This is a genomic window from Bacillus sp. es.034, from assembly GCF_002563655.1.
Classification (GTDB): domain Bacteria; phylum Bacillota; class Bacilli; order Bacillales; family Bacillaceae_B; genus Rossellomorea.
On sequence record NZ_PDIY01000001.1, the window covers coordinates 1322978 to 1349591 of the forward strand.

The 26614-nt window shown below is 45.2% G+C and carries 23 protein-coding genes and 1 riboswitch; of the genes, 15 read left to right on the forward strand and 8 right to left on the reverse strand.

Going from position 1 to position 26614, the window contains the following annotated elements; translation table 11 throughout:
• From cpaB to ATG71_RS06810, 10 genes are all read left to right on the forward strand, one after another.
• The gene (gene cpaB / locus ATG71_RS06765) at positions 1-588 is read left to right on the forward strand and encodes a Flp pilus assembly protein CpaB (protein WP_098438955.1); all 588 of its coding nucleotides are present in this window, start codon (positions 1-3) and stop codon (positions 586-588) included.
• Positions 588-1781, forward strand: coding sequence for a CpaE/TadZ family protein (locus ATG71_RS06770; RefSeq protein WP_098438956.1), 1194 nt, complete (start codon positions 588-590; stop codon positions 1779-1781). Before cpaB ends, ATG71_RS06770 begins: the two co-directional genes overlap by 1 nt.
• A 1-nt stretch (position 1782) precedes the next feature.
• Positions 1783-3129 (forward strand): TadA family conjugal transfer-associated ATPase, encoded by a 1347-nt coding sequence (locus ATG71_RS06775; protein ID WP_098438957.1) that lies wholly within the window; start codon positions 1783-1785, stop codon positions 3127-3129.
• A 1-nt stretch (position 3130) separates the two neighbouring features.
• Positions 3131-4093, forward strand: a complete 963-nt coding sequence (locus ATG71_RS06780; protein WP_098438958.1) for a type II secretion system F family protein — start codon at positions 3131-3133, stop codon at positions 4091-4093.
• Between the two features lie 3 nt (positions 4094-4096).
• Positions 4097-5020, forward strand: coding sequence for a type II secretion system F family protein (locus ATG71_RS06785; RefSeq protein WP_098438959.1), 924 nt, complete (start codon positions 4097-4099; stop codon positions 5018-5020).
• Between the two features lie 320 nt (positions 5021-5340).
• Positions 5341-5426, forward strand: a riboswitch (cyclic di-GMP riboswitch).
• A 218-nt stretch (positions 5427-5644) separates the two neighbouring features.
• Positions 5645-7111, forward strand: a complete 1467-nt coding sequence (locus ATG71_RS06790) for a cell wall-binding repeat-containing protein (protein ID WP_098438960.1) — start codon at positions 5645-5647, stop codon at positions 7109-7111.
• A gap of 175 nt (positions 7112-7286) precedes the next feature.
• Positions 7287-8408, forward strand: a complete 1122-nt coding sequence (locus ATG71_RS06795; RefSeq protein ID WP_098438961.1) for a sensor histidine kinase — start codon at positions 7287-7289, stop codon at positions 8406-8408.
• A 149-nt stretch (positions 8409-8557) separates the two neighbouring features.
• Positions 8558-8983 carry a type IV pilus modification PilV family protein gene (locus ATG71_RS06800; RefSeq protein ID WP_179886484.1) on the forward strand — a complete coding sequence of 142 codons (426 nt, stop codon included), beginning with the start codon at positions 8558-8560 and terminating at the stop codon, positions 8981-8983.
• A 13-nt stretch (positions 8984-8996) separates the two neighbouring features.
• Positions 8997-9431, forward strand: a complete 435-nt coding sequence (locus ATG71_RS06805; protein ID WP_179886485.1) for a type II secretion system protein — start codon at positions 8997-8999, stop codon at positions 9429-9431.
• Positions 9428-10645, forward strand: coding sequence for a hypothetical protein (locus ATG71_RS06810; protein ID WP_098438964.1), 1218 nt, complete (start codon positions 9428-9430; stop codon positions 10643-10645). The genes ATG71_RS06805 and ATG71_RS06810 overlap by 4 nt, the downstream gene beginning before the upstream one ends.
• A gap of 52 nt (positions 10646-10697) precedes the next feature.
• Here the strand turns inward: ATG71_RS06810 and ATG71_RS06815 are convergent, their stop codons facing one another.
• The 6 genes from ATG71_RS06815 to ATG71_RS06840 form a co-directional block, all read right to left on the reverse strand.
• Complete coding sequence (locus tag ATG71_RS06815) at positions 10698-11270, reverse strand: EAL domain-containing protein (protein ID WP_098438965.1); 573 nt, start codon at positions 11268-11270, stop codon at positions 10698-10700.
• On the reverse strand, positions 11264-12514 hold the full coding sequence (locus ATG71_RS06820; RefSeq protein ID WP_098438966.1) for a PAS domain-containing protein: 1251 nt from the start codon (positions 12512-12514) through the stop codon (positions 11264-11266). Before ATG71_RS06820 ends, ATG71_RS06815 begins: the two co-directional genes overlap by 7 nt.
• A gap of 134 nt (positions 12515-12648) precedes the next feature.
• Positions 12649-13239 (reverse strand): SCO family protein, encoded by a 591-nt coding sequence (locus ATG71_RS06825; RefSeq protein ID WP_286162939.1) that lies wholly within the window; start codon positions 13237-13239, stop codon positions 12649-12651.
• A 62-nt stretch (positions 13240-13301) separates the two neighbouring features.
• On the reverse strand, positions 13302-14297 hold the full coding sequence (locus ATG71_RS06830; RefSeq protein ID WP_098438967.1) for an aliphatic sulfonate ABC transporter substrate-binding protein: 996 nt from the start codon (positions 14295-14297) through the stop codon (positions 13302-13304).
• A 39-nt stretch (positions 14298-14336) separates the two neighbouring features.
• A complete protein-coding gene (locus tag ATG71_RS06835) occupies positions 14337-15092 on the reverse strand; it encodes an ABC transporter permease (RefSeq protein WP_079534701.1) in 756 nt (251 codons plus the stop codon).
• Positions 15076-15864 carry an ABC transporter ATP-binding protein gene (locus ATG71_RS06840; RefSeq protein ID WP_098438968.1) on the reverse strand — a complete coding sequence of 263 codons (789 nt, stop codon included), beginning with the start codon at positions 15862-15864 and terminating at the stop codon, positions 15076-15078. Before ATG71_RS06840 ends, ATG71_RS06835 begins: the two co-directional genes overlap by 17 nt.
• A 303-nt stretch (positions 15865-16167) precedes the next feature.
• On the opposite strand from ATG71_RS06840, the gene ATG71_RS06845 reads away from it, so the two are divergent.
• The 4 genes from ATG71_RS06845 to ATG71_RS06860 all read left to right on the forward strand — a co-directional run bounded on the left by ATG71_RS06845 (position 16168) and on the right by ATG71_RS06860 (position 19350).
• Positions 16168-17139 carry a hypothetical protein gene (locus ATG71_RS06845; protein ID WP_098438969.1) on the forward strand — a complete coding sequence of 324 codons (972 nt, stop codon included), beginning with the start codon at positions 16168-16170 and terminating at the stop codon, positions 17137-17139.
• Between the two features lie 222 nt (positions 17140-17361).
• Positions 17362-18741, forward strand: a complete 1380-nt coding sequence (locus ATG71_RS06850; protein WP_098438970.1) for a Glu/Leu/Phe/Val family dehydrogenase — start codon at positions 17362-17364, stop codon at positions 18739-18741.
• A 131-nt stretch (positions 18742-18872) separates the two neighbouring features.
• On the forward strand, positions 18873-19091 hold the full coding sequence (locus ATG71_RS06855) for a DUF1659 domain-containing protein (protein WP_098438971.1): 219 nt from the start codon (positions 18873-18875) through the stop codon (positions 19089-19091).
• Between the two features lie 40 nt (positions 19092-19131).
• Positions 19132-19350, forward strand: a complete 219-nt coding sequence (locus ATG71_RS06860) for a DUF2922 domain-containing protein (protein WP_098438972.1) — start codon at positions 19132-19134, stop codon at positions 19348-19350.
• 64 nt (positions 19351-19414) lie between these two features.
• On the opposite strand, the gene ATG71_RS06865 is transcribed toward ATG71_RS06860, so the two are convergent.
• Both ATG71_RS06865 and bglX read right to left on the reverse strand, forming a co-directional pair.
• On the reverse strand, positions 19415-22747 hold the full coding sequence (locus ATG71_RS06865) for a GH36-type glycosyl hydrolase domain-containing protein (RefSeq protein ID WP_098438973.1): 3333 nt from the start codon (positions 22745-22747) through the stop codon (positions 19415-19417).
• A 19-nt stretch (positions 22748-22766) separates the two neighbouring features.
• A complete protein-coding gene (gene bglX, locus ATG71_RS06870; protein WP_098438974.1) occupies positions 22767-24953 on the reverse strand; it encodes a beta-glucosidase BglX in 2187 nt (728 codons plus the stop codon).
• Positions 24954-25292: 339 nt separating this feature from the next.
• On the opposite strand from bglX, the gene ATG71_RS06875 reads away from it, so the two are divergent.
• Positions 25293-26528, forward strand: a complete 1236-nt coding sequence (locus ATG71_RS06875; RefSeq protein ID WP_098441745.1) for a sugar ABC transporter substrate-binding protein — start codon at positions 25293-25295, stop codon at positions 26526-26528.
• Positions 26529-26614 lie beyond the last annotated feature (86 nt).

Genomic DNA, 26614 nt, shown 5'->3' on the forward strand with positions numbered 1-26614 from the left:
ATGAAAACGAAGCGTATATGGATGTGGTCATTTGTATTTGGAATCATTGCGGCACTTGTCGCTTATATCGTCGTCATTCCGGCACCTGCACCGGTTCCTGCTTCCACGACTACGGCGGTGAAGGACGATGGGAAGGAGAAGCAGGACGAAAAAGAGCCTGAAGTGCCAAGCAGGGAAATGAATAATAAAATGATTCCCGTTGCGGAGGGTATGAGGGCAATCTCCCTTAAAGTCGCTCTGGAACAGGGCGTTTCAGGGTATATTGAGCCAAATTCACATATTGATATCATTGCCTTTGAATCAACCATTGATGGGAAAACCAAGAAAGAAATGAGAACAGCAAATGTCCTACTGCAAAATGTGAAAGTCTTGACTTCAGGCAAATCAGCAGATGGACCGGATGAAGCCTTACGATATGAAACGGTAACCGTGGAGGTAACACCTGCACAAGGGGCTGAACTCAGTTTAGCTTCTAAGGACAAGGACGGATTCTACTTTATGCTACGGGGTAAAGAGGACACGAAACTAGAAAAAGACCCAATTTCATTTTCAAGGGAAGTCTTTAAAGAAGGGGAGAGTGAGGAATAGTGATTAATTGGTTTTATTACTCAGATACCAACACAGCTCCGGGGGACCTGGAGTTACTCCTTCAGAAACAGTCATACGAACTCCACCAATTTCCACAATGGGAGGACTTGATTTACCGGATTAAAGAAACGGATCATTCCATTCTATTCCTTAAAGCCAATGCCATCTATGACGGATTCGAGCTATGTCAGGAAATTTCGATCCTGTTTCCTCATCTCTATATCATTTTAATCGTGCCTGATCATATGGAGAATGCAAGAAAAGCCATGAATGTGGGGGCATCCAATATTCTTCGTCATTCCTCGGAACAAGGAGAGAAAAAGGAGGTCATCGATCAAGCCGTTAAATACTTAAAGCTCCGTGAAAGTGGAGTGAACTTTCATCTTGCGAAAAATTGTAAAGTCATATCGGTCTGCAGTCCTAAAGGAGGGATCGGTCGAACCACTACGGCAGTCAACCTGGCAGTGACGTATGCCCAGATGGGAAAAAAGGTAGGGATGCTTGACGCCAACCTTCAATTTGGTGATCTGAATATGCATTTTGATATCAGACCGAATGGAACGCTTTACGAATGGGTGAAGGAAGAGTATGAGCGACATAGCTATTCCATCGATAAATACCTGGTTTTACATGACAGCGGTGTCTCGATCCTACCGGCACCCCTCAGACCGGAATTTTTCGAAATGATCACCGAGACTCATATAGAGAAGGTGATCGAAGAAATGAAAATGATGTTTGATATTTTAATCATCGATATCCCTTCCTATTTATCAGAAGTTCATTTGAAGTGTCTGGAACGCTCAGAAGAATGCCTTTTATTGGTGACGAATGACCTTCCTGTATTGAAACGCAGCAAGCTTTACATTGAAGCCCTGGATTCCTTCCAGCTTAGGGAAAAGATAAAAATCATTCATTTACTCAGTAAGAAGAATAAGCAGGTTGATTCAACCAAAATGGAAAGAATTCTGGAAGCAGCCGTATTCTCAACATTGCCGATTCAAGAAGCAGTGATCTCTCAATCGGTTAACCTCGGGGTACCGGTCGTCCTTTCACATCCACGTAAACCGATCGGGAAGAGTTTTCTCACATTAGCGAAAAAGCTTAGCGAGCCGACTGCAACTTTAAAACAAGAGGTCCCGCCAAAAACGAAAAAAGGCGTCAAGCAATTAGTCCCTATGAAAGGAAGGGTGTAGGATGGCCGTCTTCAGCAAGGTTGCTCAAAATCAAAATCAAAACCAAAACGGTAAGCATCACGTTGAAGCCAAGCTGAGAGCTCCTAAAACAAAGGAGTTCTGGGAAATGGGATCCAGACTGCATCACTATATAATAGAAGAAGTGAAGAAATATCCCGGTCTGAGTGAGGACGAGGAAAAAAGTAAAATAAAAGAATGGAGTGAAGAATTTATAAATGAAGAAGGGGGGCGTTTGACCTTTGAAGAAAAAAATCAACTTATTGAAGCGGTGGAAGATGAGCTTCTTGGGTACGGGCCGATCACCCCTCTTTTGGAAGACTCCTCTGTTTCAGAGATTATGGTCAACGGGCCCCATCAAATCTACTACGAGCAACATGGAAAGCTGATTCGAAGCTCATTCACCTTCAGGGACGATCAGCATGTTCAGAGAATCATCGAAAAAATTGTTTCACCCATCGGCCGAAGGGTAGACGAGAGTTCTCCCATGGTGGATGCCAGGCTTCCAAATGGTTCCCGTGTTAATGCGATTATCCCTCCTCTTTCATTAAAAGGCCCGATCGTGACAATAAGGAAATTTTCCGAGACGCCTTTTTTAATAGAAGATTTAATCCAATTTGAGACATTGAATCATGATATGGCAGAATTTCTTAAAGTATGTGTATTGGGACGCTTGAATATCTTTATCAGTGGGGGGACAGGTTCAGGAAAAACATCTTCCCTGAATGTCCTTTCCTCGTTCATTCCTCAGGATGAGAGAATCGTGACCATTGAAGATGCAGCAGAACTGCAGCTCTCCCAAGACCATATTATCTCTCTTGAATCCAGACCCACCAATATTGAAGGAAGAGGGGAAATCACGATCCGGGATCTCGTCCGCAATGCGCTGAGGATGCGTCCCGATCGGATTGTGGTAGGAGAAGTGAGGGGGACAGAAGCACTTGATATGCTTCAAGCGATGAACACCGGCCATGATGGAAGCTTGAGTACGGGGCACGCCAACTCGCCACGTGATATGCTTGCCCGTCTGGAAACCATGGTCATGATGGCCGGGTTTGATTTGCCGGTGCGGGCAATCCGGGAACAGATTGCCAATGCCATCGATGTCATCGTCCAACAGGTACGTCTGAAGGATGGGTCAAGAAAAATCACCCATATTACAGAAGTGCAGGGGATGGAAGGAGAAACCATCGTTCTTCAAGACCTTTTTCATTTCAAGGAAACCGGTTGGTCCCCTGATGGGAAAGTACAGGGAAGGTTTGTCTCCACAGGGATTCGGCCAACATTCATCGAACAACTTGAAGGAAATGGCTTAACAGTATCCTCTTCCTGGTTCAAGGGGGAGTGGTAATGTGGAAAACGGTGTTTGGATTTTTGGCGTATTCATACTGACAACCAGTATCTTCTATATTGTTTTTTCAGTGGTGATGAAAAAGAGACAGGTTCAAAAGCGCATTGATCGCTTTTTTGGCCCCACTTCCTCCCGGCAAAGTGAGAAAGGTGAGGTGAAGAAGGATCCAACTTTGGAGAGAATCAGTAGTGCGATTGCCAAGATATTCAAAGGTGTACAGTTTAGTAAGAAAACGAAGGCCCTTATCTTACAGGCAGGCAGTTCCATCCCGCCGGAACAATTCCTAGCGTATCGGTTGATGAGTGCCCTCTCCCTCTCTTTGCTGCTGTTCTTACTGCAGCTGCATTGGGTGCTTGTGCTGGTGGGACTGATTGTCGGTTTCCTCCTTCCAAAGCTGATCATGTCAAGGAGGAGGAAAAAACGACTACAAGCCTTGCCGTTACAGTTGATCGATGCTCTGGGAATGATGGCGAATTCCATGAGGGCTGGCTTCAGCTTCATGCAGGTGATGCAGCTTGTCGGAAAGGAAATGCCATCTCCCATCGGTCCTGAATTCCAACGGGCGGTCCGTGATGCAGGGCTTGGGGTCCCACTTGAGAAAGTGTTTGAGGATATGATTTTCAGCTTGCCTAATAAAGAATTGGAGGTTGCCCTCGAAGCCATCATTGCTCAAAGGAGGAGCGGGGGGAACTTGGCCGAACTACTGGAAACGATGGAGGATACCATCAGGGGGAGAGTGCGGATCATGGGGGAGCTGAATACATTGACTTCTCAAGGTAAGCTATCTTCCTTGGTCATCACCATGCTCCCGATCGGGCTGGGCTTCTATTTATTCGTTGTGGATCCCGAATATTTCGGTCCGCTCATCCACGAGCCAATGGGTATTGCCATGCTTGTACTGGCAGGCTTCCTCGTTTTGCTTGGCTGGTTCGCCATTCAGAAGATTCTTCGGATTGAGGTGTAGATTATGAGTATTGTCTTTCTTTTAATGACCATCTGTTCCTTTACATGCTTATCAGCGGCCGTCCTCTTGACCATTAACCGCAAAAGGATTGCCGTTGATCACCGGATCCATCACTATTTTAACCATATTCACCAGGTGGACTCTGTTGAAAAGGCAAATAGGAAAAAGAGATCCCAGCGTCCTTATTCACCATTATGGAATCGTGGGCTGCAGCTGATCAGTAGAAAAACGAGCAAAGCGAAACAAAAGAAGCTCGATCATCTCATCCGCGATGCCGGTTACGCGGGCAGGTTGACAGCTTTGGAATTCCGGCTGATTCAACTGCTTCTAAGCGTTGGAGGGGGTGTGACTGTTTTCTTCCTCTTTGCTCCTATAGCAGATAATATGATGATGACGATGCTTCTGGCATTTGGCGTTTTCTTTCTTGGCATTCAATACTGCACATTCTACTTGAGTAAAAAAAGGACCAGGAGAATTGCCGAGATTAATAGGGCAATGCCTGATTTCTTCGATACGGTGAATCTATTGATCGAGGCCGGACTCGGATTGGATGCCGCTATTTTAACGGTTTGCCAAAAGAAGAAAGGGCCGCTTTCCGAGGAGTTCATGTTTGTTCTCGAAGATATGAAACGAGGAAAATCAAGAAGGGAAGCGTTCTATGAACTGAGGATGAGGGTACCCTCCGATTCCCTGCAAAGTACGTTGACCACCATGATCCAAGCAGACTATCTGGGAGTAGGGATGTCAAAGGTCATCCGAAACCTGACCATCCGCATCCGGGAGCAGAGAAGAGAAGCTGCCAGGGAGCAGGCCATGAAAGCCCCGGTCAAAATGCTTTTTCCCATGGTATTCTTCATTTTCCCTTCCATCTTCATCGTATCCCTGGGACCTCTCATCGTTAAAATCCTGACAGAAGGACTCATGTAATCCGAGGGACGAGCCTCCCCTAGGGAGGTCCGTCCCTCGATTGAAAAACTTGTCGATAAGAATTTCCCCCTAAGTGATAGACTATTCTGATTTTTCTTTTATAATGTAAATATAAGTAATTTCTGTTAATCTTTGAATTTATATTATTATAAGGGGGGATTGTCAATGCCGGGATATTATATGAAGGAAATATGGACACCTTTAAAGATAGTGGGAATTAAAATTTTTCGATCAGAAGAAAATAGTATCTTTATGAAAGTCTTCCAAAAACCAAGAAAACGTATTTTCTAAAACCAATATATTAAATACTTCTAAAAAGCGTACGATAAAGGCAAACCCATTGAAAAATGGTGACGCAAAGCTATAGGGGTTTCCGTCGTGGAGACGATGCCAGCCAGTTACCGTGTACGCCATTTTCCATCCTTTTACCGCACTTGCCATACCTATATTCCATTTGCATATCTCCCTCACCATCTCTAGCACTATTTCAAACCATGAACCTCCCAGCTTTCATTAACAACAATAATCATTGATTCGTTTCACCCTTTGGATTCCTCCCACGCAAATAACCATTTCTGCATAGCAACAAGGCACTACATAATAAATTGAATAGGAGTTGAGATAATGAAGAAAATCTGCACCTGCTTATGTGTGTTTCTACTTGTCTTCAGTTTCAGTATCACTCCAACCCTTGCTGCCGGTTCCTTTGATCCATCATCCGTCAAAAAAGAAATTCATTCTGTTTCAAAGCAACAATCATCCAAGGCACTCGGTGATTCCATTCCCGATGGTCTGAAGGAAAAGATGAAAGGATTGAAGAAGGTAGAAGATATGAAATTGATGGGGGATATATATGAACAGGAACCTAATGATGCCCCTCATCAGGCTGACGCGATCAATCTTGACGATATTGTATTCGGAACCTTCTGGTGGGAAGAAGACTTGGACTTTTATAGCTTGAATATGGATGAAACCCAAGATACGTATATTTACGGAGCCACATTGACGCCCCTCAATGACCTTGGATATTTGCTTTTTAGTCCGGATGGAGAGGCGATTTATCCGGATGAGTTGCTCCAAGAGGGAAGTGAAAAACTACTGATCTATTATTCATTACCGCCAGGTTCATATTATCTGGTAGCCACAGATCTAAACATGTTTGGTGGAGACGGAGTCTATGGTCTTACCGCTTTTACTGGTGAAGAAACCACAGATAATGTGTATCGGATATACGGAAACGACCGGTACGAAACTGCGATTGAAATCTCAAAGGCAGGATGGCCGGATGGTTCAGATACGGTTGTACTGGCAAGAGATACCACATTTCCTGACGCCTTGGCAGGTGCCCCCTTTGCTTATCAGGAAGATGCGCCGATCCTATTAAATTCAAAGGGTAGCTTAAATAATAAAGTGAAAGAACGAATAAAAGAATTAGGGGCTAAGAAAGTGGTCATTTTAGGAGGAGAGGGAGCAATATCCGGTGAAGTAGCCAAGGACCTGAAGAAAAACGGCTTGGACGTACAACGGATCGGAGGGAAAACAAGATATGAAACGGCAGCAAACATCGCGAAACAACTGGGCGATTATAAACAGGCCGTCATTGCCTATGGCGGTAACTTCCCGGATGCCTTATCCATCGCCCCGTATGCTGCATCCAATGGGATTCCGATCCTTTTGAGCCCTAAACAAGAATTAGCGAGTGAAACGAAGGAAGCCCTGAAGCCTGTTTCGGATACGATTATAGTGGGAGGGAAAGCAGTCATCTCAGAGCAGGTGGAAAAACAACTTGCCAAAAAGAACCCTACTCGCATTTCAGGTAAAGATCGTTACGAAACATCGGTCAACATCGCCACTCAGCTTCAAATTCCGGGGGATATCATTACGGTGGCAACAGGAGAGAATTTTGCAGATGCCCTAACAGGATCCGTGCTTGCTGCAAAATACTATGAGCCTATTATTCTGGTTCAGAAAAATAAAGTGCCAGCACCGGTAAGGACGTATATTTCAGATAATAGAACCTGGTATTACACCGTACTTGGTGGAGAAGGGGCTATTTCTGAACAAGTGGTGCAAGAGCTGAGCGGTTTGTAATGGTGAAGGACGAACGGCCATCCCTAAGGGCGGCCCTTCGTCTTTCTTTATTTTTAAACAGAAACGATCCAACCTGAATAAAATACCAAATGACTATCATCCTACCCCTGATTTTCTGTTATGATATTATCAACGAATATTTCGACAATAACCGGAATGAAGGGAATGCCAATCAATGACTAGTGCTTCAACCATGCTGATACAATACCTGGAAGATCATTCGGACGAATTTCTACATAATTGGCGCAAAAGTATCGTACTTTCAGATAATGATATATATAAAGAAGAAGTATTGAACAATGGTGTGAAGATGTTTCAATTAGTGAAGCGTGCGATTGTGAAGCCCCTCACGGAAGATGAAATCACCACACTTGCCAACAAGACGGCTCTTGAACGGGTCAATGCCAACGTGAATATCAGCGAATTTGTATATAACGTAAATATAGGCAAGAGCATCATCATCAAATGGGTGAGTAATTCTGGAATTGAACTCAGGGAATTACAGCCCTTGATTGAAGATATCAATTCGCTATTTGACCGCTTTTCCTATCTTGCCGTCAGAAAATATACGGAGATCAAAGAGCAGCAGCTTCAAGAGAAGGAACTGTATATTGATCAGACCCACAAGGAGCGCTTGACGATTCTCGGTCAGATGAGTTCAAGCTTCGTTCATGAATTCCGGAATCCACTGACGTCCATTATCGGTTTCACCAAGCTCCTGCAGAACGGCTACCCGGATCTTCCTTACCTGGATATCATGCAGCATGAGCTCGAGCAATTAAATTACCGCATTTCTCAATTCCTTCACGTATCGAGAAAAGATCTGATCGATAGTACAAGGGAAGAAATCTTCCTGACCAGTCATTTGGGAGAGACCATCGAATTCCTGTATCCGAGTCTCCTGGATGGAGATGTTTCAATCGAATTCAAATGTGAGCCTGATATCAAGGTGCTCGGAAACCGTGATGAGTTAAGACAGGTATTCCTCAACCTCATCATGAACTCCATCGATGCCCTTCAAGAAGTGGACGGGCACAGGCAGATCAATGTCGCCTGTGATGTGAAAGATGGCCGAACGAATCTCGTCATCTCCAACAATGGCCCCCGGATCAAAGTAGAAACCATCGAAGCGATCTTTGAACCTTTTTACACGACGAAAGACCTCGGGACGGGGATCGGCCTTTATATTTGTAAAAAGCTGATTGAAAAGCATGGTGGTTACATATACTGTCATTCTGATGATAAGTGGACCACGTTTACGATTGGGATTCCTGTTGAATCCAATTTGGTCATATGAGCGGTTTGTCGGTGTCAATTCCAAAACCTGTTGGGATTGATACCGTATTTTTTTGAATTTTTTTAGGGATTGATTTAGTGATTAATAGAATGTGAATGATATAATTGGTGTAGGAAAATAGAATCATTTAGTTGGGAGCGGATATGGTCATGGTACAAAATGAAAAAGGGGTAACATTACTTGAAGTGCTCTTATCCATAACGATATTATCCATTATTCTACTGTCCATCACAAATTTCTTTCCTCAAATGGGGATGATGAATGAGCACAATAGAGCGAAATCACAAGGTGTGAATGAAGCCAAAGAGGTATTGGTAAAGTTGAAAGCTTCCAAAGAAGTACGTGAATTCCTTATAGATCCCACACCAATCAATCGACCGGTGGAATATAAAAGTGAAGACAATACCTATTTCTATTTTAATACTTCGGAACAAGATTTTGATATACATATAAAAATTAAAAAGAAATCTGACTTGAATTCGACTCCATCTAAAGCCCATTTGGTTGAGATTAAGTTACAGAAAGATCATCGTACGGTGAGTGAAACCTACGGATACATCTCTATCGATGAATAAAGGGGGGAGTTTGTTGAATGAACGTGGAGTGACTTTAATTGAAGTTCTGGCCACCATTACCATATTATCGATTATCGGTGTAGTGATCTGGAATGTTTTTTTTCAAGGTCTTACTTATTCAGATAAGGCAGTTACTCAGAATACAATGCAGCAAGAGTCTAACTATATTAGCTTGAAGCTTACAAGGATCCATCAAACCTCTAAAGAGTATGAACTTACTAGTTCAGACTGTATGATCAAGGTGGAGTACGTTACCAAAAACAAAGGGACATTGGAAGAAACGTTTAAAGAGCCGGGTTTATGTGTGTCAACAAGCTTCTCAGGAAGTATTGATCCAAATAAAGAGGACCTGTCCCTGACCATTTCGATCCGTGATAAAGAGAGAGCTGCCAATAAGTTTGATTTGAAAACGGTATTCTACAGGTTGAAGGAGAATGGGATAGAATGAAGCATAATAAAAATGAAGAAGGATATGCACTGGTCACCGTGTTGTTAATCATTGTCGTATTCATGGTGATTTCCCTCTCCTTTATGGGACAGTCATTTAACAGTGTGAAGCAAAATAAAGTAGTAGAAAAAAACTATCAATCTGTTGCGTTGGCTGAAATGGGTATTTCCTTTTATCAACGCGCTGTTAGAAATGCTTATCTTTCCAATCAAGCACATGTTTTAAATCAGGTTAATCAAATGAGGGCTACAGATCGTCAAAATAAAGTAGAAAAGTCACAGGAATACTATGATGGTCTCGTTGTTCCCCTTATGAAACAAGCCATCCAGAACTCTCTCGAAAGTGAACAAAAAACCCTTAAAATAGAAGATCGTGACGATACGTTTTACTCCATTCAGGATGTGAATATTTCTTCAGGAGAAAATGGTATCTCTATTACCTTTTCAAGTCTTGGAAAACAGGAGGATGAGATTTCAACCCTTAGTGCGGAAATGACTATACCAGTCAACGATATCGGGTTGACAGATGGAGGGGAATCCGACCCTTCTACAACTTATTCGCTACCTGATTTCAACCAGATCAAAGAGCCTGCAGGTTTAGCGGAGAAATGCAAAAATCCTCCTGTCATCTACGATAATTGCAGTGAAATCTTCATTGCCGGGTCGGGATCTTTTTCTCAAAATCATAATCAATTAGATGACAAACTCCTGTATGCTAAAGGCGCATTAGTATTAGGTGGGAATGCCAATAATATGAGTAACACAAAAATTCATTCAGATGGTTCCATGTCTATCGGAAAGAACATGAATGGTACCGAGGATGTATTCATTGAGGTGAAAGGTGCCATGAGCTTCGGTGGACAATTAAGGATGGATTATTCGAACGTACATGTAGGAGGAAGTATGAGTCTGGATGGCCATCTTGAAATGGAAAACCACTCATTTATGTATGTCGGAGGCAGTGCAGATATATCAAAACACCTTTCCATTAGTCCCGATTCTAAGATGTGCGTAGCTGGAAATCTACATGCCAGCCAATTGAATATAGCTGGGGAATTATATGTGAAAGGATCTATAAATGGAAAGATTAAATCTGGAGAAGCGGATGAGGTCAATCAGGTGGACTTTGAGAAGTATTGTGGCAAACCTGATTCTTCCAAGGAGCTTACTATTGAGTGGGGAAATATCGTGAATAATGTTGAGTATAACTATTAATGATGGACCGAAATGCTGAACGAAACCCCCTGGAGGTCTCCAGGGGGTTATTTCACCCGACAGCAGAAGGGGTTTCCCGCGCCGTGATATAATCCATCAGCTCCCCAGCCGGTACAGGCCTGCTAAAGTAATACCCTTGAGCATACTCACACTGCAGTTCCTTCAACCATGACAGCTGGGATTCTGTTTCTACCCCTTCTGCCACGATGGTCAGATTCAAATGCTTGGCCATGGCATGAATCGCAGATACGATTGCTTTATTGGACTCATGATCATCCAGTCCCATGATGAAGCTCCGATCGATCTTCAACGTTTGAATCGAGAATTTCTGCAGATAGCTTAACGAGCTGTATTCAATGCCGAAATCATCGATGGCGATGGATACGCCGATTTCCCGCAGGGCCGTCAGTTTTGCCAGGGCTTCTTCCACATGATGCATCGTCGTGCTTTCCGTGACCTCGAGTTCGATGAGGGAAGGGGGGACGTCGTAAGTATTCAGAACATCCCTGACCATGTCGACAAATGTAGCATCGTGGAATTGACGGGAAGAGACATTGACTGAAATCTTGAACTCATGCCCGTCCTGAATCCAGATTTTCAGCTGCTTGCATGCTTCAATCAGAATCCGGTGTCCGAGAGGGCCATCTGCTCGTGACCCTCCTGAACTTTTTTCTCGAACTCTTCATTGAAATAGCGACGATTCGGTAATCCTGTCAGTTCATCATGATAGGCGAGATACTGGATTTGCTCCTTGTCACGGATCGCTTCTGTAATATCCGTCGCCAGGACATGGGCACCCGTCACTTCCCCGTTGAGATGAATCGGCACCACGATGACCTGAATGGACATGATGTGCCCTTTCCGGTGGGGGAAGGCCATTTCGAATTTTGACGCCTCCCCAATCAGGGATTTTCGGAATGCGGTCTGGATCTGATCCAGATCCTTTTCCATGACATACGAATGGAACCTTTGTCCGATCATCATGTCGATAGGGTAGCCTGTCATTTCCGCCGCCCTGTTATTGGCCTCTATAATGATGGCATCTCGGTTATAGGTGAAAATGGCTGAAAGATTATTCTGATATAGGGATCTGTATTCCTGTTCCTTCTCGTAAATATCCTTCATCTGTTTTTTATGCATATCATTGGCCAAATGGTCCGGAATGAACCAAAGAGCCAGCAGGATGCCCATTTCAATGATAAAAGGAAGCATCTGATTGTTTTCCACCCGGGAAAGCTGCGGTCCATACTTCTCCGGTGAAAGCAGGGAATAAGCCGTCAGATAGGTAAGACCTGAGAAACCCAGCCCCATAATGAAGCTCCAGAATACGTGCGTTTTCCCTCGATACGAACTGCTTTCCTGATTATTAAGCTGCAGGAGCATCCGAAAAAAAGGAAACGTCACGCCAAGTGTCATCAGAATCGTCAGTCCTATGTACATCGGTTTGAATTCTATATGAGGATAAATCAGCCCCGTATACGTGGCAAAATTCCCTGCCATCATGATCAGGGAAAAAATGAATCCTCCCTTGATGAAGTGCACCTTATCCGTATTCACGTCCTGAAAAAGACGCAGAGAAAGAAAAATGCTGAAAAAGCAAACCACGATAAAAATCGGGGCGAAATAGACGAACCGCTGGATGAAGATATCATATGAAACCATCCACGTCACAGAAGCGTGAAGCAGGCAGTAAAAAATCGTATAAATAAAGGAAGGAAGCCATAATTCCTTTTTGTTGAAAACCTGCTTTTGACCATTTCGCTTGAACGCTTCCTTCAACGCCAGATAGCTGCAGCCGGCCGATAATAGAACGCTTAAAGCTATATTTATAAAAATCACTAGAGTATCAGCCATTTGTACCTCTGTCAAAATACCTATTCCTAACAGTATATCATGTATTTCGACGGAATTTTCTTATTTTTTTGTTTTTCTTTTATTAATCGACAAGGAATTGAACGATCGAGTTTTACCCCAAAAAAACCTTCCCGAACCACCCGGAAAGGTCACTTCAATCGCTCAATATCTTCAATCATTTCCTCATAAGGGGGATTCGACACGCCTTCGTACTGCTTCAATAATACGCCGTTCTCACTCACCAGATAAAAAGAGGTCCCGTGCACAAATTGGTCCGATCCCTCGACCTTTGCCGCAGGAGTTTTAAACGACACATTAGCGAAGTGTTCAATCTCATCCCGGGTGTATCCCGTCAGGAAGATCCAGTTTCCGGCATCGAATTCATACCGGCTGCTGTATTCCTTAAGCACATCGGGCGTGTCATGCTCCGGATCGACGCTGATCGAAACCAATTGGACATCTTCATCCAATCCAGCCTCCTCAATCTTCTTCTGAAGCTTAGCCATATTCGCGGTCATCGGCAGACAGACCGTATCACAATTCGTAAAAATAAAATCGGCTACCACGACCTTCCCTTTATTGAGAGCGGCAAGCGATGTCTTCTCCCCATTCTGATCAACGGCAGGCAAATCCCCAACCTCCACCTTCATCGGAAACGACTCCTCCACATCCTGACCCTGACACCCAGCCAATAACAGAAAACCCAAGGCGACAATAGAAATCATAGACTTTACACCCACTGCCCTACCTCCTTCTATAATAGAGGTCCGTCCCTCCACGTTGAGGGACGGACCTTGCTTTGTTAGTCGATGAATTGTTTGTCGATGAGATCGGTGAATTCTGGTTTTTCTTTCAGGAATTTGAGTTCGTAGGAGGAGTCGGCGAATGCCTGGACGGCGTCTGAATCCACTTTGTAGGTGAATCCGATTCGTTCCCATGCCTGGTCGACGACTTCTTTACTTAGTTCCTGGCCGGTGACTTCTTTTACGTCTTTGATCGTGATCTCTTTCGCTTCTTCAGGATTTTCTTCTATAAATGAAGTCGCTTCTTTATGGGCATCCACTATCTTTTGAATCGTGTCCGGATTTTCTTTTACGGATTTTCCTGACGCAACGAGTACGGAAGCAGGAAGTGTTTTCCCGAAGGAAATTTCATCATGATCGATGATGATGTTGGCGCCTGTTTCCTGTTGAATCACGGCTGCCCAAGGTTCAGGAGCGACGGCGATGTCGACTTTTCCGGATTTCAGCATGTTCGCATACTGTGCAGGGTTCCCTGTTACGTGCTTCATCGTACCCCCGATGCGCTGGGACTCGATCCCGTGCTCGCCGAGGAACGTTTCCACCTGTACATCATGGGTACAACCGACTGCCGGAGTGATGAAAGATTTGCCTGCAAAATCTTCTACGGATTTCACGCCGCTTTCCTTACTCGCAAGAACCACGGTTCCTCCCGTAGATCCGCCCCCGATGATTTTCACGTCCGCGCCGGTCATATAGTTATTCATCGCTGGACCCGGTCCTACAAGACCCGCATCGATGTCACCTGTTTTCAAGGCGGTCATGAACGAAGAACCATCCGGAAACGTTTTGTATTCCACCTTCGTGCCGTCTCCCAGCTCTTTTTCATAAAATCCTTTGTCTTTCGCAACCATGGCCGGTACGTGGTTAATATTCGGGAAGTAGCCGATAACGACTTTTTTGCTGACGTCCGCACCCGAACTTTTTTCTGTCCCGCATCCGGCGAGAACCCCAAGGAATGTGAAGAAAATGGTGAGTAGTAAAAACGTTTTTTTCATTATTTATCCTCCTAATGGCGGGGTGAACCCGCAAATTTTTTATGATTCCAATCCCCAGCGCTTGATGACGGATTTCTCGATGCGCTGGAAAAGCAATTGATCGACGATGGCCCCGATGACACCGATGATGATCATGACGGCGATCACAAGGCTCATATCACCGAAATCCGAAGCGTAGCGGAGCGTGTATCCAAGACCCGGACCGGTACTTAGGAGTTCGCCTGCCATCAGTGCCCGCCAGGCGAATGCCCAGGCAAGGCGCGATCCGGTGACCACATAGGGGATCGACGCCGGGAAGATGACCCGGATGAATAAGTCCAATCCTCTCGAGCCCATTGTTTGTGCGGCTTTCAAAAAGAGGGGGGAGACGTTTTTGATCCCCATCCGGATATTCAGGGCCATGACAAATGTTCCCCCGAGGATGACAACGAATATGACGGCTTTTTCATTGAGCCCGAACCACATGATGGCCAAGGGCAGCCAGACGATGCTCGGTACACTTTGAAATGCGAGAAGTAATGATCCGAGCGTATCGTCGGCGGTTTTAGATTTTGCCAGAAGCACGCCGATGCTTGTGCCGATGACTAATGAAATCCCAAGGCCGATGAAAAGCCGTTTGAAGCTCGCGATCAGATCGATGATCAGGGTCTGATCGGCAATGCCTGTGTAGAGGGCATGGAAAACGGATGTAGGCGATGGAAGGATGATTTCCGTCCAGAATCCCAATCGTGACCCGGATTCCCAAAGGCCGATGATGAGGGCAAAGAAGATGATGCGTTTAAGAGCTGTGTTCATAGGCCAATTCCTCACTTATCACTTTGTCGATTTCCTTCTTTAAATAGCTCATGATATGTTCTTCGATTTTTACCATTTCTTCCTTATGGGCATCCCGTGGACGAGGGAGATCCACTTTGATATCCGCCAAAATCGTTCCGGGCCGGGTCCCCATGACGATGATCCTGTCTGATAGCTTGATAGACTCCGAAATACTGTGAGTGACGAACAGGACGGTCTTCTTTGTTTCCATCCAAATCGTTTCAAGCTGGTGATGGAGACGGGAGCGGGTCTGTTCATCCAAGGCGCCGAATGGTTCATCCATCAGAAGAATCTCCGGGTTCATGGAAAGGGCACGGGCGATGGCAACCCTCTGCTGCATCCCTCCGGACAGCTCATGAGGATAATGATCCTGATAGTTTCCGAGCTGGACCATATGTAAGTATTTGGCGGCCTGGGCTCTTGCTTCTTTCTTGGACATTTCTTTTTTCAAAGGGAACGTCACATTGTCCCGGACATTCAGCCACGGGAACAGCGCAGCCTGCTGGAAAACCATGCCCCGGTCTTTTCCGGGTTTCTTGATCTGATTTCCGTCAACAAGGACTTCTCCGGATGTAGAATTGGTCAATCCAGCCACAATCGAAAGGAGGGTGGACTTCCCGCAACCCGATGGTCCCAGGATGGAGACGAATTCACCCTTATCAATCCCGAGATTGATCTCTTTTAACACTTCAGTGGGCCTACCCGTCTTATCAAGATATTGCTTATTTAAATGATTGATCTCGATGAACATCTCACCACCCCTTATCTTATAATTCTTATTAGTTTAGTCGGAATATAAATAATACAATTATAGTATATTGGGGGAGGTTGTCAAGGTTTCCTTTATTTTGGTAAAAGGATAGAAAAAGGAAGGGCTTGTCAACCAAATTAATTAAATTGTAAATTAAATGAAAAAATATCCAAATAAATGAAATATTTAGAGATCCAACATCGTCTAATGTATATAAAGGAAAAACGGGGGAATGGGATGATTCGATCTACACGTTTCTCGTACAAGGAGTTAAAAATTTCCATTTATGACAGGAGGAAAAAAATGAAAAATGTAAACAAAGAAAACCTTTCAAGAACTTCAAAAAACAGGATTTGGAAAGGTGATAAACGGGGTAGTCTCATTGCAGCGGCACTTGGTATTTTCGTATTTTCATTGCTTACCATTTACATCATTTCAGGAACAGAGAAAGAACCGAAACATGAACGATATGTTCAGGCAGAAGAGGAAACCCAAGCAGTTTATGAAGAGATGGAAGGGAACCTGCAGAGTACAGAAGATGGCCAAATGTTAAGCTCTATAGAAGAGTACAAGTTGAAGTCGGCTCAGTATCTTAAAAAAATGGCATTGGAACCAAGGGTGGAGGTCGAGGAAGTTGACCAAAAGACAGGGAAGGTAACGAACCAGGAAAACCGTTTAAAAAACAAAAAAGGGTCTGTCATAGTGGAGGACGAAATCAACAAGCCGAAAGCAGAAGCTGAAGAGAATAAACGTAAAGAAGAAGAGAGAGTGGCCCAAAAGCGCAAAGAAGAACAAGCTTCGAAACCAAAAGAAGTGAACTCAAGCGTGCCGGTGACTAAAGAAAAAGAAGATAGCTCAGATGAGAGCAGTCCGGAGGATGAGCTGTACCCGATGGAATTTACAATGACAGATCCTAACGGCCATACGTTTAAATTAAGTCGTGATTTCAGCATCTATAAAATCGGAAAAGGATATGACGACATTGCGAGAAGATATGGAGCGCGTTTTTACTATACTCCAAACTCGGATGTGTCCAATGTCATCATCGGCAGGAAAATCATCGCCACCGTTTCACTTGTATCAGCTGCCAATGTGGAGTATAAAGACCTTTTTATTGACCTGATGACCTTTCAGTCTAAGCAGTACACAAGGAAAGAGTTCGCTGCCTTGGTTGATACTGTCATCCAGAGGGGAGAACCTTATATTGTCGAGGAAGGGGACTCGGGAGAATTATTAAAGGTGGAAAATGGAACAATCGTTTATCATAGTTGGTAGAGTAAGGTGAAAAGAGGCATCCTGTTATTTAGGGGATGTCTCTTTCTTGCTACTCAGGGACAATGTGAATGTGACCCGACAACAATCTCCGATTCTCAATATGTGGCTGTCATGCTGAAATTTCCATGGCGCATAAGAAAATAGTCGTTTTTAACCACATCTAATAGGGTAACCCTATACTAAATACCAAAATTTTCTTAAAACCAATAGGAGGGACAAAATTTGATCAGCCAAACGAGAGATATCGTTCAGAAATCACTGGATGCGTTACTAGAGGATCAGTCATTTTTACCGGAAGTGAAAGGTGAAAACCGAAAGAAAGCGTTTACGTCATTGACGTCGATCCTGTCGACGCCGAATCACGTACATAAATCGTATTTGCGGATTCCGCTGGATGACGAGAAGGTCGTCCGGATCCCGGCGTTCCGGGTTCAGCATAACAATGCCCTTGGCCCGTATAAGGGAGGGATCCGTTTTCATGAGTCGGTGAATGAAGAAGAAGTCGTGAACCTGGCATCATTGATGACGTTGAAGAATGCCCTGCACGATGTCCCGTTCGGAGGGGGAAAAGGCGGGATCATCCTGAATCCCCGGGAGTATTCCGAGAAGGAGCTTCATTTGATTGCGAGGAAATATGTGCAGTATTTCAGTGATATCCTCGGACCTGATAAGGATATACCGGCTCCTGATATGGGATCCGGTGATCGGGAAATGGACTGGATGATGGCTGAGTACAAGAGCATTCGTCCCGGGTTGCCTTATAGAGGAAGCTTTACCGGGAAAAGCGTCGTGAATGGCGGGTCCCTTGGCCGACGGGAGGCGACGGGGAAAGGCGTGTTCTTTACATTCCGTTACCTCATCCATGATTTCGTGAAGGAGCAGAAGAGCCTGCTGACGAAGACGGATAATGTATTTGCGAAAACGGCCCTTGATTATGAGGACAGACCTTTGACGATCGCCGTCCAGGGATTCGGGAACGTCGGGTCGGTTGCGGCCCTTGAAGCTCATCAGTCCACTCATCTGCAAAATAAAGTGGTGGCGGTAAGTGACCGGAACGTGACGCTATACAATGCAGATGGTCTTGATATTCCGGCACTGGTCGAGTTCACGATGAAGAATAAGGGTGACCTGCCGACAGAAAATGGGCAGCTGAAGGAAATAGGCGTAAAGGCGGAAATTCAAGAGCGTGATCAGGTCCTGTATTTGGACGTGGACGTTCTGATGCTCGCTGCCCTTGAAGATCAAGTGCACAAAGACAATGTAGGGAAAGTGAAAGCAAGAATCATCGTGGAAGGGGCGAACGCGCCAATCACGACTGAAGCGGATTCGTACTTGAGTGATAAGGGGGTCATCATCATCCCCGACATCCTCGCCAATGCCGGCGGTGTCATCGTCTCCTACTTCGAGTGGCTGCAGGGAAGGGAAACACAGTTCTACACAGAGGAAGAAGTCTTCAACCTCCTCTACAACAAAATGAAATCCACCCTGGACACCGTCCTGCCCCTATTCTTCGGAGACCCATTCCCACTCCGGCAGAACTGCTACATCCACTCCGTCATGAAACTCTCGACGGTCCTATATCGACAAGGGAAACTGTATTAACATTTGAGGGACGGACCTCTATTCCTAGGAGCTGGTGCTAGGAGTGGAGGTCCGTCCCTCTAAATATTTTTATGCAAGGTGTCTTTCTGTCTCTCCTTTGCCTATATAAAGGGTGAAAGGAGGTGAGGCACATGGCAACAGCGGATCTGAAGTCGACGAAAATTCGACTCGCTTACAATGACGGCCAGGATGAGAAAGGAAAGCCTAAGTTCGCGTACAAGTCGTACAGCTACATCAACGCGCTGGCATCAGCCGATGAAATGAACAGTGCAGCTTTATCCATTGCGAGTCTTTCATCCAAAGTGCTTTTCAACGTTGAGAAGCTCCAGAGTTTTGACATTAATGAGTAAGAGAAAGTGAGTGATACCACATGGGAAGGAGGTATAAACGATGGCAAAAGTATTGGAACTGGAATTTAAAACCGAGACGGGGAAGTCAGCGAAGTTATCCATTAATGACCCGATCGAGCCGATCGATACAGTGGCAGTGAAAGCCGCGATGGACAACCTGATTACGACCAATGTATTTGCAAGTGCGACGGGTGCATTTGTGAGCGTGGAAGGTGCCCGGGTGGTGGAACGTAATGTGACGGATTATGATGTGATGTAATTTAGTTGAGGAAATTTTAAAGAGGCAGCGGAAACCATTACGGTTCCCGCTGCCTTTTTTGATCTTATACATATACTTCAATCGTATTTGCTTCCTCATGAAGCCATTTTTCAAGTTCCTGCTGCTTCAATTTGATCCCGCCTGAACGGTATCGGTTGGACAGGGATTCAAATCGTGCTTCCTCCCCGTTCACCACAACTCGTTTTGAATCAGGATCGCCAAGGTGATAAACGAAGGTGACAGGGCGATTCATGATCTCGAAGTCCATTCTCAATCCGTTGAGGTTGTCTGGTAAGACAGGATCGATGACCCAATCTTCCCCTTCCTGACGAATACCCAAACAATTTGAAATCAGCTGGTTCATATAGATTCCAGGACCGCTTGAGTAGATTCTCCATCCGCCTTTGACTGGTACACTTCCGTCACGGAGTTCGCTGAACCGTTCCTGTGCTTCATAGCGGGTACTGAATTTACCGTCAGAGCTGCTGAAGTACGCATTGCTTTGTCTTCTTTCGGCATTCGGCACGACGTCTTTCAGTCCGATCGGATTGATGATTTGCAATCCATTCCATACTTCATCCGTTTTCCCCAGCTTCGCCATCGCTTCCACATAGCGGATATGAGCATGTACGTATTGAAGTCCGATTTCACGTCCGAAATTCGAAGCCTGCTCGGCACGTTTAAAGTGTGTACTTACTCCACCTTCATACTTGGCGGGACGGTTCATCAGCCGCACACCATCGGGGCAGTAGAGATGCTCCTTGACCAAATGGTAATGTGCGTCCGCTTGTTCCGGTGTGAATAACTCTGAAATGATGCTCCGGTTCATGGGTAGAAGGCGGTAATGAATACCGGTCTTTGTATCTGTCGGATGCACCATGAACTCTGGATTCCCCGGCTCTTCCATATAAACAAACCCGGGGATGACCTCATCCTTCAGAATGTAGGTGTTGAAATCCCTCTGTATTCCCTGAGCCAATGCGCTGATCTCCTGCGCCTCCTGGTCAAATGTACCATCAAGAACGGTTGCCAGTTTCTCAAGCACCTGATAGGTGAGGGCGACGGTCCAGCTGCTCGCCATATATTTCTTCAATTGAGCGTTGGCGGGCTGCAGGGTATCGTCCCAATCTCCATCACCATAGGAAGACAAGAACGTGTCATGGAGGAAATTGTCCTTGATATAGGAGATTTCTTTTTGAATGTGGTGAAGCAGTGTTTCTTTTTCCTCAGTAAAACCAAATCCGTTCCGTTGTGTATAGGGGATCCTTTCGTTCAGAATGCTGTAATCGTTCGTAGCTGCAATGTAGTCGCCGACGACTTTCAGCGGCCAGACGATGATATCCCCGTGGCTGTCGTCTTGTTGGAATTTATAGTACCGGTCAAACATGAACCATTGCGGCCAGTTACCGTCATCTTCATACTGATGGGAGTAGACGGTTTGAATGATTTCTTTAACCGATTGATAATTTTGAGTCGCCATAAAGTATTCTGTCGGCCCCTGGCACACATCACGGGTTCCCCAGGCTGCTCCGCCGTATTGTTCCAATCCGTGGGGAACGGAATAATGAACGAGCATGTTATGTGTGTACCACCAGGCGAGGGAGTTCACTTTTTCCAGTTCTGCAGGAATATCGTCGCCTAAGGATAGCCTGAATCCGTTCATGACCTTATGATAATAGGCACGATACTTTTCGATTTCTTCCGTTATCTCCCGTGTCTTAAACGGTTGCTCTTCCCCGTCGATCAATCCCTGGATCGTCATCTTCCATTCGGACGTTTCACTTATATCGATGACAATCAAGGAGGCAGAATGTTGTTCAACATTATGAGCCATTCTCTCTTCGTTGCCCACTTCAATGGAAGCGCCGTCCACGTTCATCCGGTAGCATAACTGCGGGAAAACCTCACTGCTCTCTGACTGGCGGTCTGCCGAGATCATCAACCCGTTTGCCTCTTTTTCCACATGAAACCCGACTTCATATTCATGGTTGTTCATCGTGACCTGATTGGTGACAAGGTAGCGGTGGTGCTGCTTGTTTTTTGATTCGACATGAAGCCTGACTTCAGGAGAGTCCACAACGGTATAGTTGGTGACGATGATCGTATCATCAGCCGTTTTATAGTACCAGCGGGCATAGTTGAATCCAAGTTCAAACATGGATGGCATGGCAAGTAATCGATACGATCCAGCAATTTCGATGTAAATCCGCTGACCCGATGTTTTCATCACGTTCAGATGATTTCGTTGATTCGTCATCATTTTGTTGAAGGACGTGTTGCCGACAACGAGCTGTGAATTGAATAATCCATACATGAATGAAGTGGTGGTGATGGTATCTTCTTTCAGTTGATGGTTCTTTCCTGACATCAGAATATGGCCATGGGGTCTTTCCGTCATCAATTCTTTTTCTTTCAATACGACATGTTCATGGGTTTCAGTGAAGAAGGAGAGGAGTGAATCTCCTTCGCGCTCTTCATTACGTCTGGCAGGGAAATAGGCGCTGACTTCTTCCTCAGTCATGGATAGAGAAGAAAGTGGCTTACCGAATTCCGGGTTCAAACGTACTTGCTCTTTTAATGGAGCGAATTCAGAATGAACCTGTTCCGCTTCTTGCCATGCGGCTTCTATTTCTTCCTGAAATTCCAGTGAAGAAATGGCGGTTTCATGATTTTCTTTGAAGGCCCCGTAGAAAACAATATGCGTCGACCCGTTCAGTCGTATTTTTTCTGATTGTAGCGCTGTATAAGCAAACTCATATTGATAGACTTCATTTGCAAGGGTGGCACTTTTTAACGCTTCAGGTTCGTTCGTATCTTTATATGTCAGTCCATAAAATTGAAACCCGTCCGTTGAGTAGCCGATTGTCCCTCTGAGGGATCCCTGTTGAATATAGGGGAATCCACTTGATTGGGGCTGGTTTTGCCGGGAGCAAAGGACGTAGCCTTTCTCTTCATCCTGGAACACTTTATGGTCGATGTACTGTGACATATAGGCTTCGTTTGAACGAACGGCCCCAATGTCTGCAAGACCGAGGTCCTGTCCGTAAATGACGTCTACTTCAGCATCCGTCCCATCAAGTTTCACATCCCAGAACCATATGCCCATTCCTGTTAGGGTGAACGTGACTTCGTATGAAATCGTTTCATATGTTCCCGTCCATTTGACCTGTGATTCAGCGAACTGAACGATGCTTGATGACTTCACCCCGATTAGAGGGATGGAGTGGATTCCTGAAGGCTCATGAATGCGCAGATAGAGATTATTGAGTGAGCCATCGATCGGGTTTGTCACTAACTGATTGATCATATTCTGTTTATGTGTGACGGTGAAAAGGTCACCGGTTTTTAAAAAATCAAATTGAAGATCCCCTGATGTTACTTGAATATGTGAATGCATCGTTTTCCCCTCGCTTCTTCTATTTTGTCAGTGTGAATGTTTTCTCCGTGACCTCTTTGCTGTTTCTTCCGATAAAAACGGTAAACGTACCCGGATCGCTCGTATACTGAAGGTCTGAATGATGATATCTTAATTGCTCTTCCGAAATCGTAAACGTGACGTTTGTCGTTTCTCCCGGATTCAGGCTGATTTTTTTGAAATCCTTCAATTCCTTTCCAGGGCGGATCACTTCTCCGCTGTGATCGCGGATATAGAGCTGTACGACTTCTTCACCTGCAACGGACCCATCATTTGTGACCTGAATGGAAACATCCACGGACTGTGTAGCACTCATCGTTTCCCGGGTTAACGTCATGCCGGAATAGGTGAAAGTGGTGTAGCTTAAGCCGAAACCGAATGGCAGCAGCGGGTCGTTCGGGATGTCGAGGTATTGCGATACATACCGTTCCTGTGCATCGGGTGCCCCTTGAGGTCTGCCTGTATTGAAATGATTATAATAAACAGGAACCTGTCCCACATGATAAGGGAAAGACATGGTTAAACGTCCTGAAGGATTCACGTCTCCATATAACAAATCGGCAATGGCATTCCCGCCTTCCGTACCTGGATACCATGCTTCCAACACAGCGTCGGTTTCATCCAAAACGCCGTGTAAGTCAAGGGGGCGTCCGTTGAACAGGACAGCCACCATCGGCTTATCCAATGATTTCAGGTGCCCGATAAGTTGTAATTGAGCAGAAGGGAGCTGGATGTTCGCTCTGCAGCCGGCTTCACCGCTCATTTCCGAATCTTCCCCTAAGGCCAATACGATCACATCCGCCTCACTTGCGGCTTTCATCGCTTCTTCCACTTGCAGGTCAGTGATGCTTTCGATGTCACAGCCTTTGGAGACCGTCAAGGAGCTCGTTTTCGAAAGGAATCCTTCCTTCACCGTGACGGCTTCATCTCTGGATCCGAGCCACGACCATGGTCCCAATATATCTCCGCTCTCTGCAAACGGTCCGATGAGGGCCACTTTTTGTTCCTTATGAAGAGGGAGGAGCTGTTCATTTTTCAATAGGACGGAGGATTTGGCCGCGAGCTCCCGAGCGGCGTTTCGATGTTCTGCGCCCATGACGACTTCCGCTTCACGCTCCACGTTTGCTCCGCGATACGGATTTTCAAACAAGCCCAGCTTTTCTTTTAACTGTAAAATCCGTAAGACAGCTTCATCAATGATCGACTCATCCACCATTTTTTCCTCTACAAGCTCTTTCAAGTGATTCACATAGGCGGTTGTCATCATTTCAATATCCACCCCTGCCGTGATCGCCTTATAAGCCGCTTCCTTTTCGTTCTCTGCGACACCGTGGGGGATCATTTCCTTCACGGCACCCCAATCGGAAATAAGCACGCCGTCAAATCCCATCTCTTTCCGGAGAAGATCCCGCATCAACCGTTTGTTTCCGGTTGCTGGGATACCAAAGACGGTGTTGAAGGCGGTCATCACCATTTCGCAGCCTTCTTCAAGGGCAGCCTGATAGGCAGGGAGATAATTCTCACGAAGCTCTCTTTCAGACATATCGACGGTATTATAGTCACGCCCGCCTTCAGGTGCACCGTAAGCAGCAAAGTGCTTCACACACGCCGCCACCCGTTCGACTTCTTTCGTCAAATCCTGACCTTGGAAACCGCGGACGAAGGCACGTGCGAATTCACTATTCAGAAAAGGATCTTCTCCCGTAGATTCCATCACTCTTCCCCAGCGAGGATCGCGGACAAGATCGACCATCGGGGCAAACGTGACATGAACACCTGAAACAGAAGCTTCCTTTGCCGCAATCTTCGCGCTCTTTTCGGTTAACTTCAGATCCCAGGAACACCCGATGGCGAGTGGGACAGGAAAAATCGTCTTAAATCCATGGACGATATCGGACATGAATAATAATGGGATCCCCAGCCGGTTTTCTTCCAGGTGCGTGCGCTGGATATTGATGATTTCGTTCGCTCCCGATGCCCCGAGGACGGAACCGCTGTTTTGAACGACTTCCCCGGTCACGCCCATTTCAGCCATGGGTCCGGTGATTTGTCCCTGTTCTTTCGCTCCTTTGAAAAAAGGTGTGGCCAACTGCATAAGCTGGGCGATCTTTTCATCCAATGTCATTTGATTCAATAGTGAAAGCAGCTTGTTTTCCCTCATTGATAGACCCTCCGTCTGACGATTCATTCGTTTATTTTTTATCTTAAGTGAAACGTTTCGATAAACAATTGAGTTGAATTATAAGCGGGTTTCAGTGGTTAGTCAACCCGTCCATCCTTATCCATAAACTACCTTTTATTGCAACATACCAGTGTTTTAACTGGTGTTGAAGGTACCTTTGTCAGGATGAAAATATGTTCTATCAAGTAATTTCTAAAAAAGTGTTGAAAGCGTATTCACGTTTGATTATAATGTAGTCATCGAAACGTTTCAATAACTTGAATGATTTTTCACAACAGATGAATCCATTCAATGCGCTTTACCATTTTTAAAGGTGTCAAATCAAATGGAAATGGAGATGGGGAAATGAAAAAGAAGATGTGGTCCTTACTACTAATCGGTATTCTGGCTTTATCCACGATTCTTACAGCCTGCGGAGGCAATGGTGAGTCGAAGGATGGAAAGAAAGAAATCACCGTGTGGGCGATGGGGGAAGAAGGTAAGAAGCTGAAGGAAATGGCTTCGAAGTTTGAAGAGGAAAACAAAGATATCTCTGTCAAGATCCAAGCGATCCCTTGGGGGAATGCTCATGATAAGCTGCTAACGGCCGTCGCTTCAGGAAATGGCCCGGACGTCCTTCAATTAGGGACAACATGGGTACCGGAATTCGCAGATGCAGGTGCACTGCTTGACCTGACTCCGTACTTGGATGACTATCCGGAATTCAAACCTGAAAATTACTTCGAAGGGTCCGTCACTTCTATGAAGTATGACGACAAAGTCATCGGTGTTCCTTGGTATATCGATACACGCGTACTGTACTACCGCACAGATTTATTGAAAGAAGTCGGCTACGACAAGGCTCCTGCTACTTGGGATGAACTGAAGGATGCGGCCGGTAAGCTGAATGATCGAGGCGACGATGTATATGGTCTTGATATCGACCGCAATGATCAGATCACACCGTTCATCTTCGCGTGGCAGAATGGGTACGAATTTGAAGGTAAAGATAAGATGAACTTCGATTCTCCTGAATTCAAGGAAGCAATGGAGTATTACACAGACTTCTTTAAAGAAGGCATCAGTCCTACGACAGAAGGAATCGATATCGTACAGGCATTCAAAGAAGGCGCAAAGCCAATGTTCTTCAGTGGCCCATGGATGATCAACATCATCAACGATCAGGCACCTGACTTGAAGGACAAATGGGCTGTAGCGGTAATGCCTAAGAAAGAAACGAACACATCAAGCATGGGTGGATCCAATCTATCTGTTTTCCATAATTCCGAGAATGTGGACGAATCCCTGAAATTCATCTCTTATATGAATAAAGTGGACACGCAAATAGAATGGCTGGATGTATCCAATACCCTTCCTTCACGCGTCGATGCATGGGAAGAGCCTAAGTTAAAAGAAGATCCAATGCTGTCTGTCTTCGGTAAACAACTGGAAGATACAAAAGCATCACCGCAAATCAAGGAATTTGAAGTGATTGCCCAGGAGTTCCTTTCTACTATTGAAAAAGTCACAGTAGGCGGAGCCGATGTAGACAAAGAGCTTGAGAAATTCAACAAAAAAGCAAATGAAATCGTAGAGAAGTAAGAGAGACTAAATAAAACTGACGCTGGCATAAGAATAAAATGGAGTTACAGGTGTACAGCCTGAACTCCATTTTTAACATCATTTTG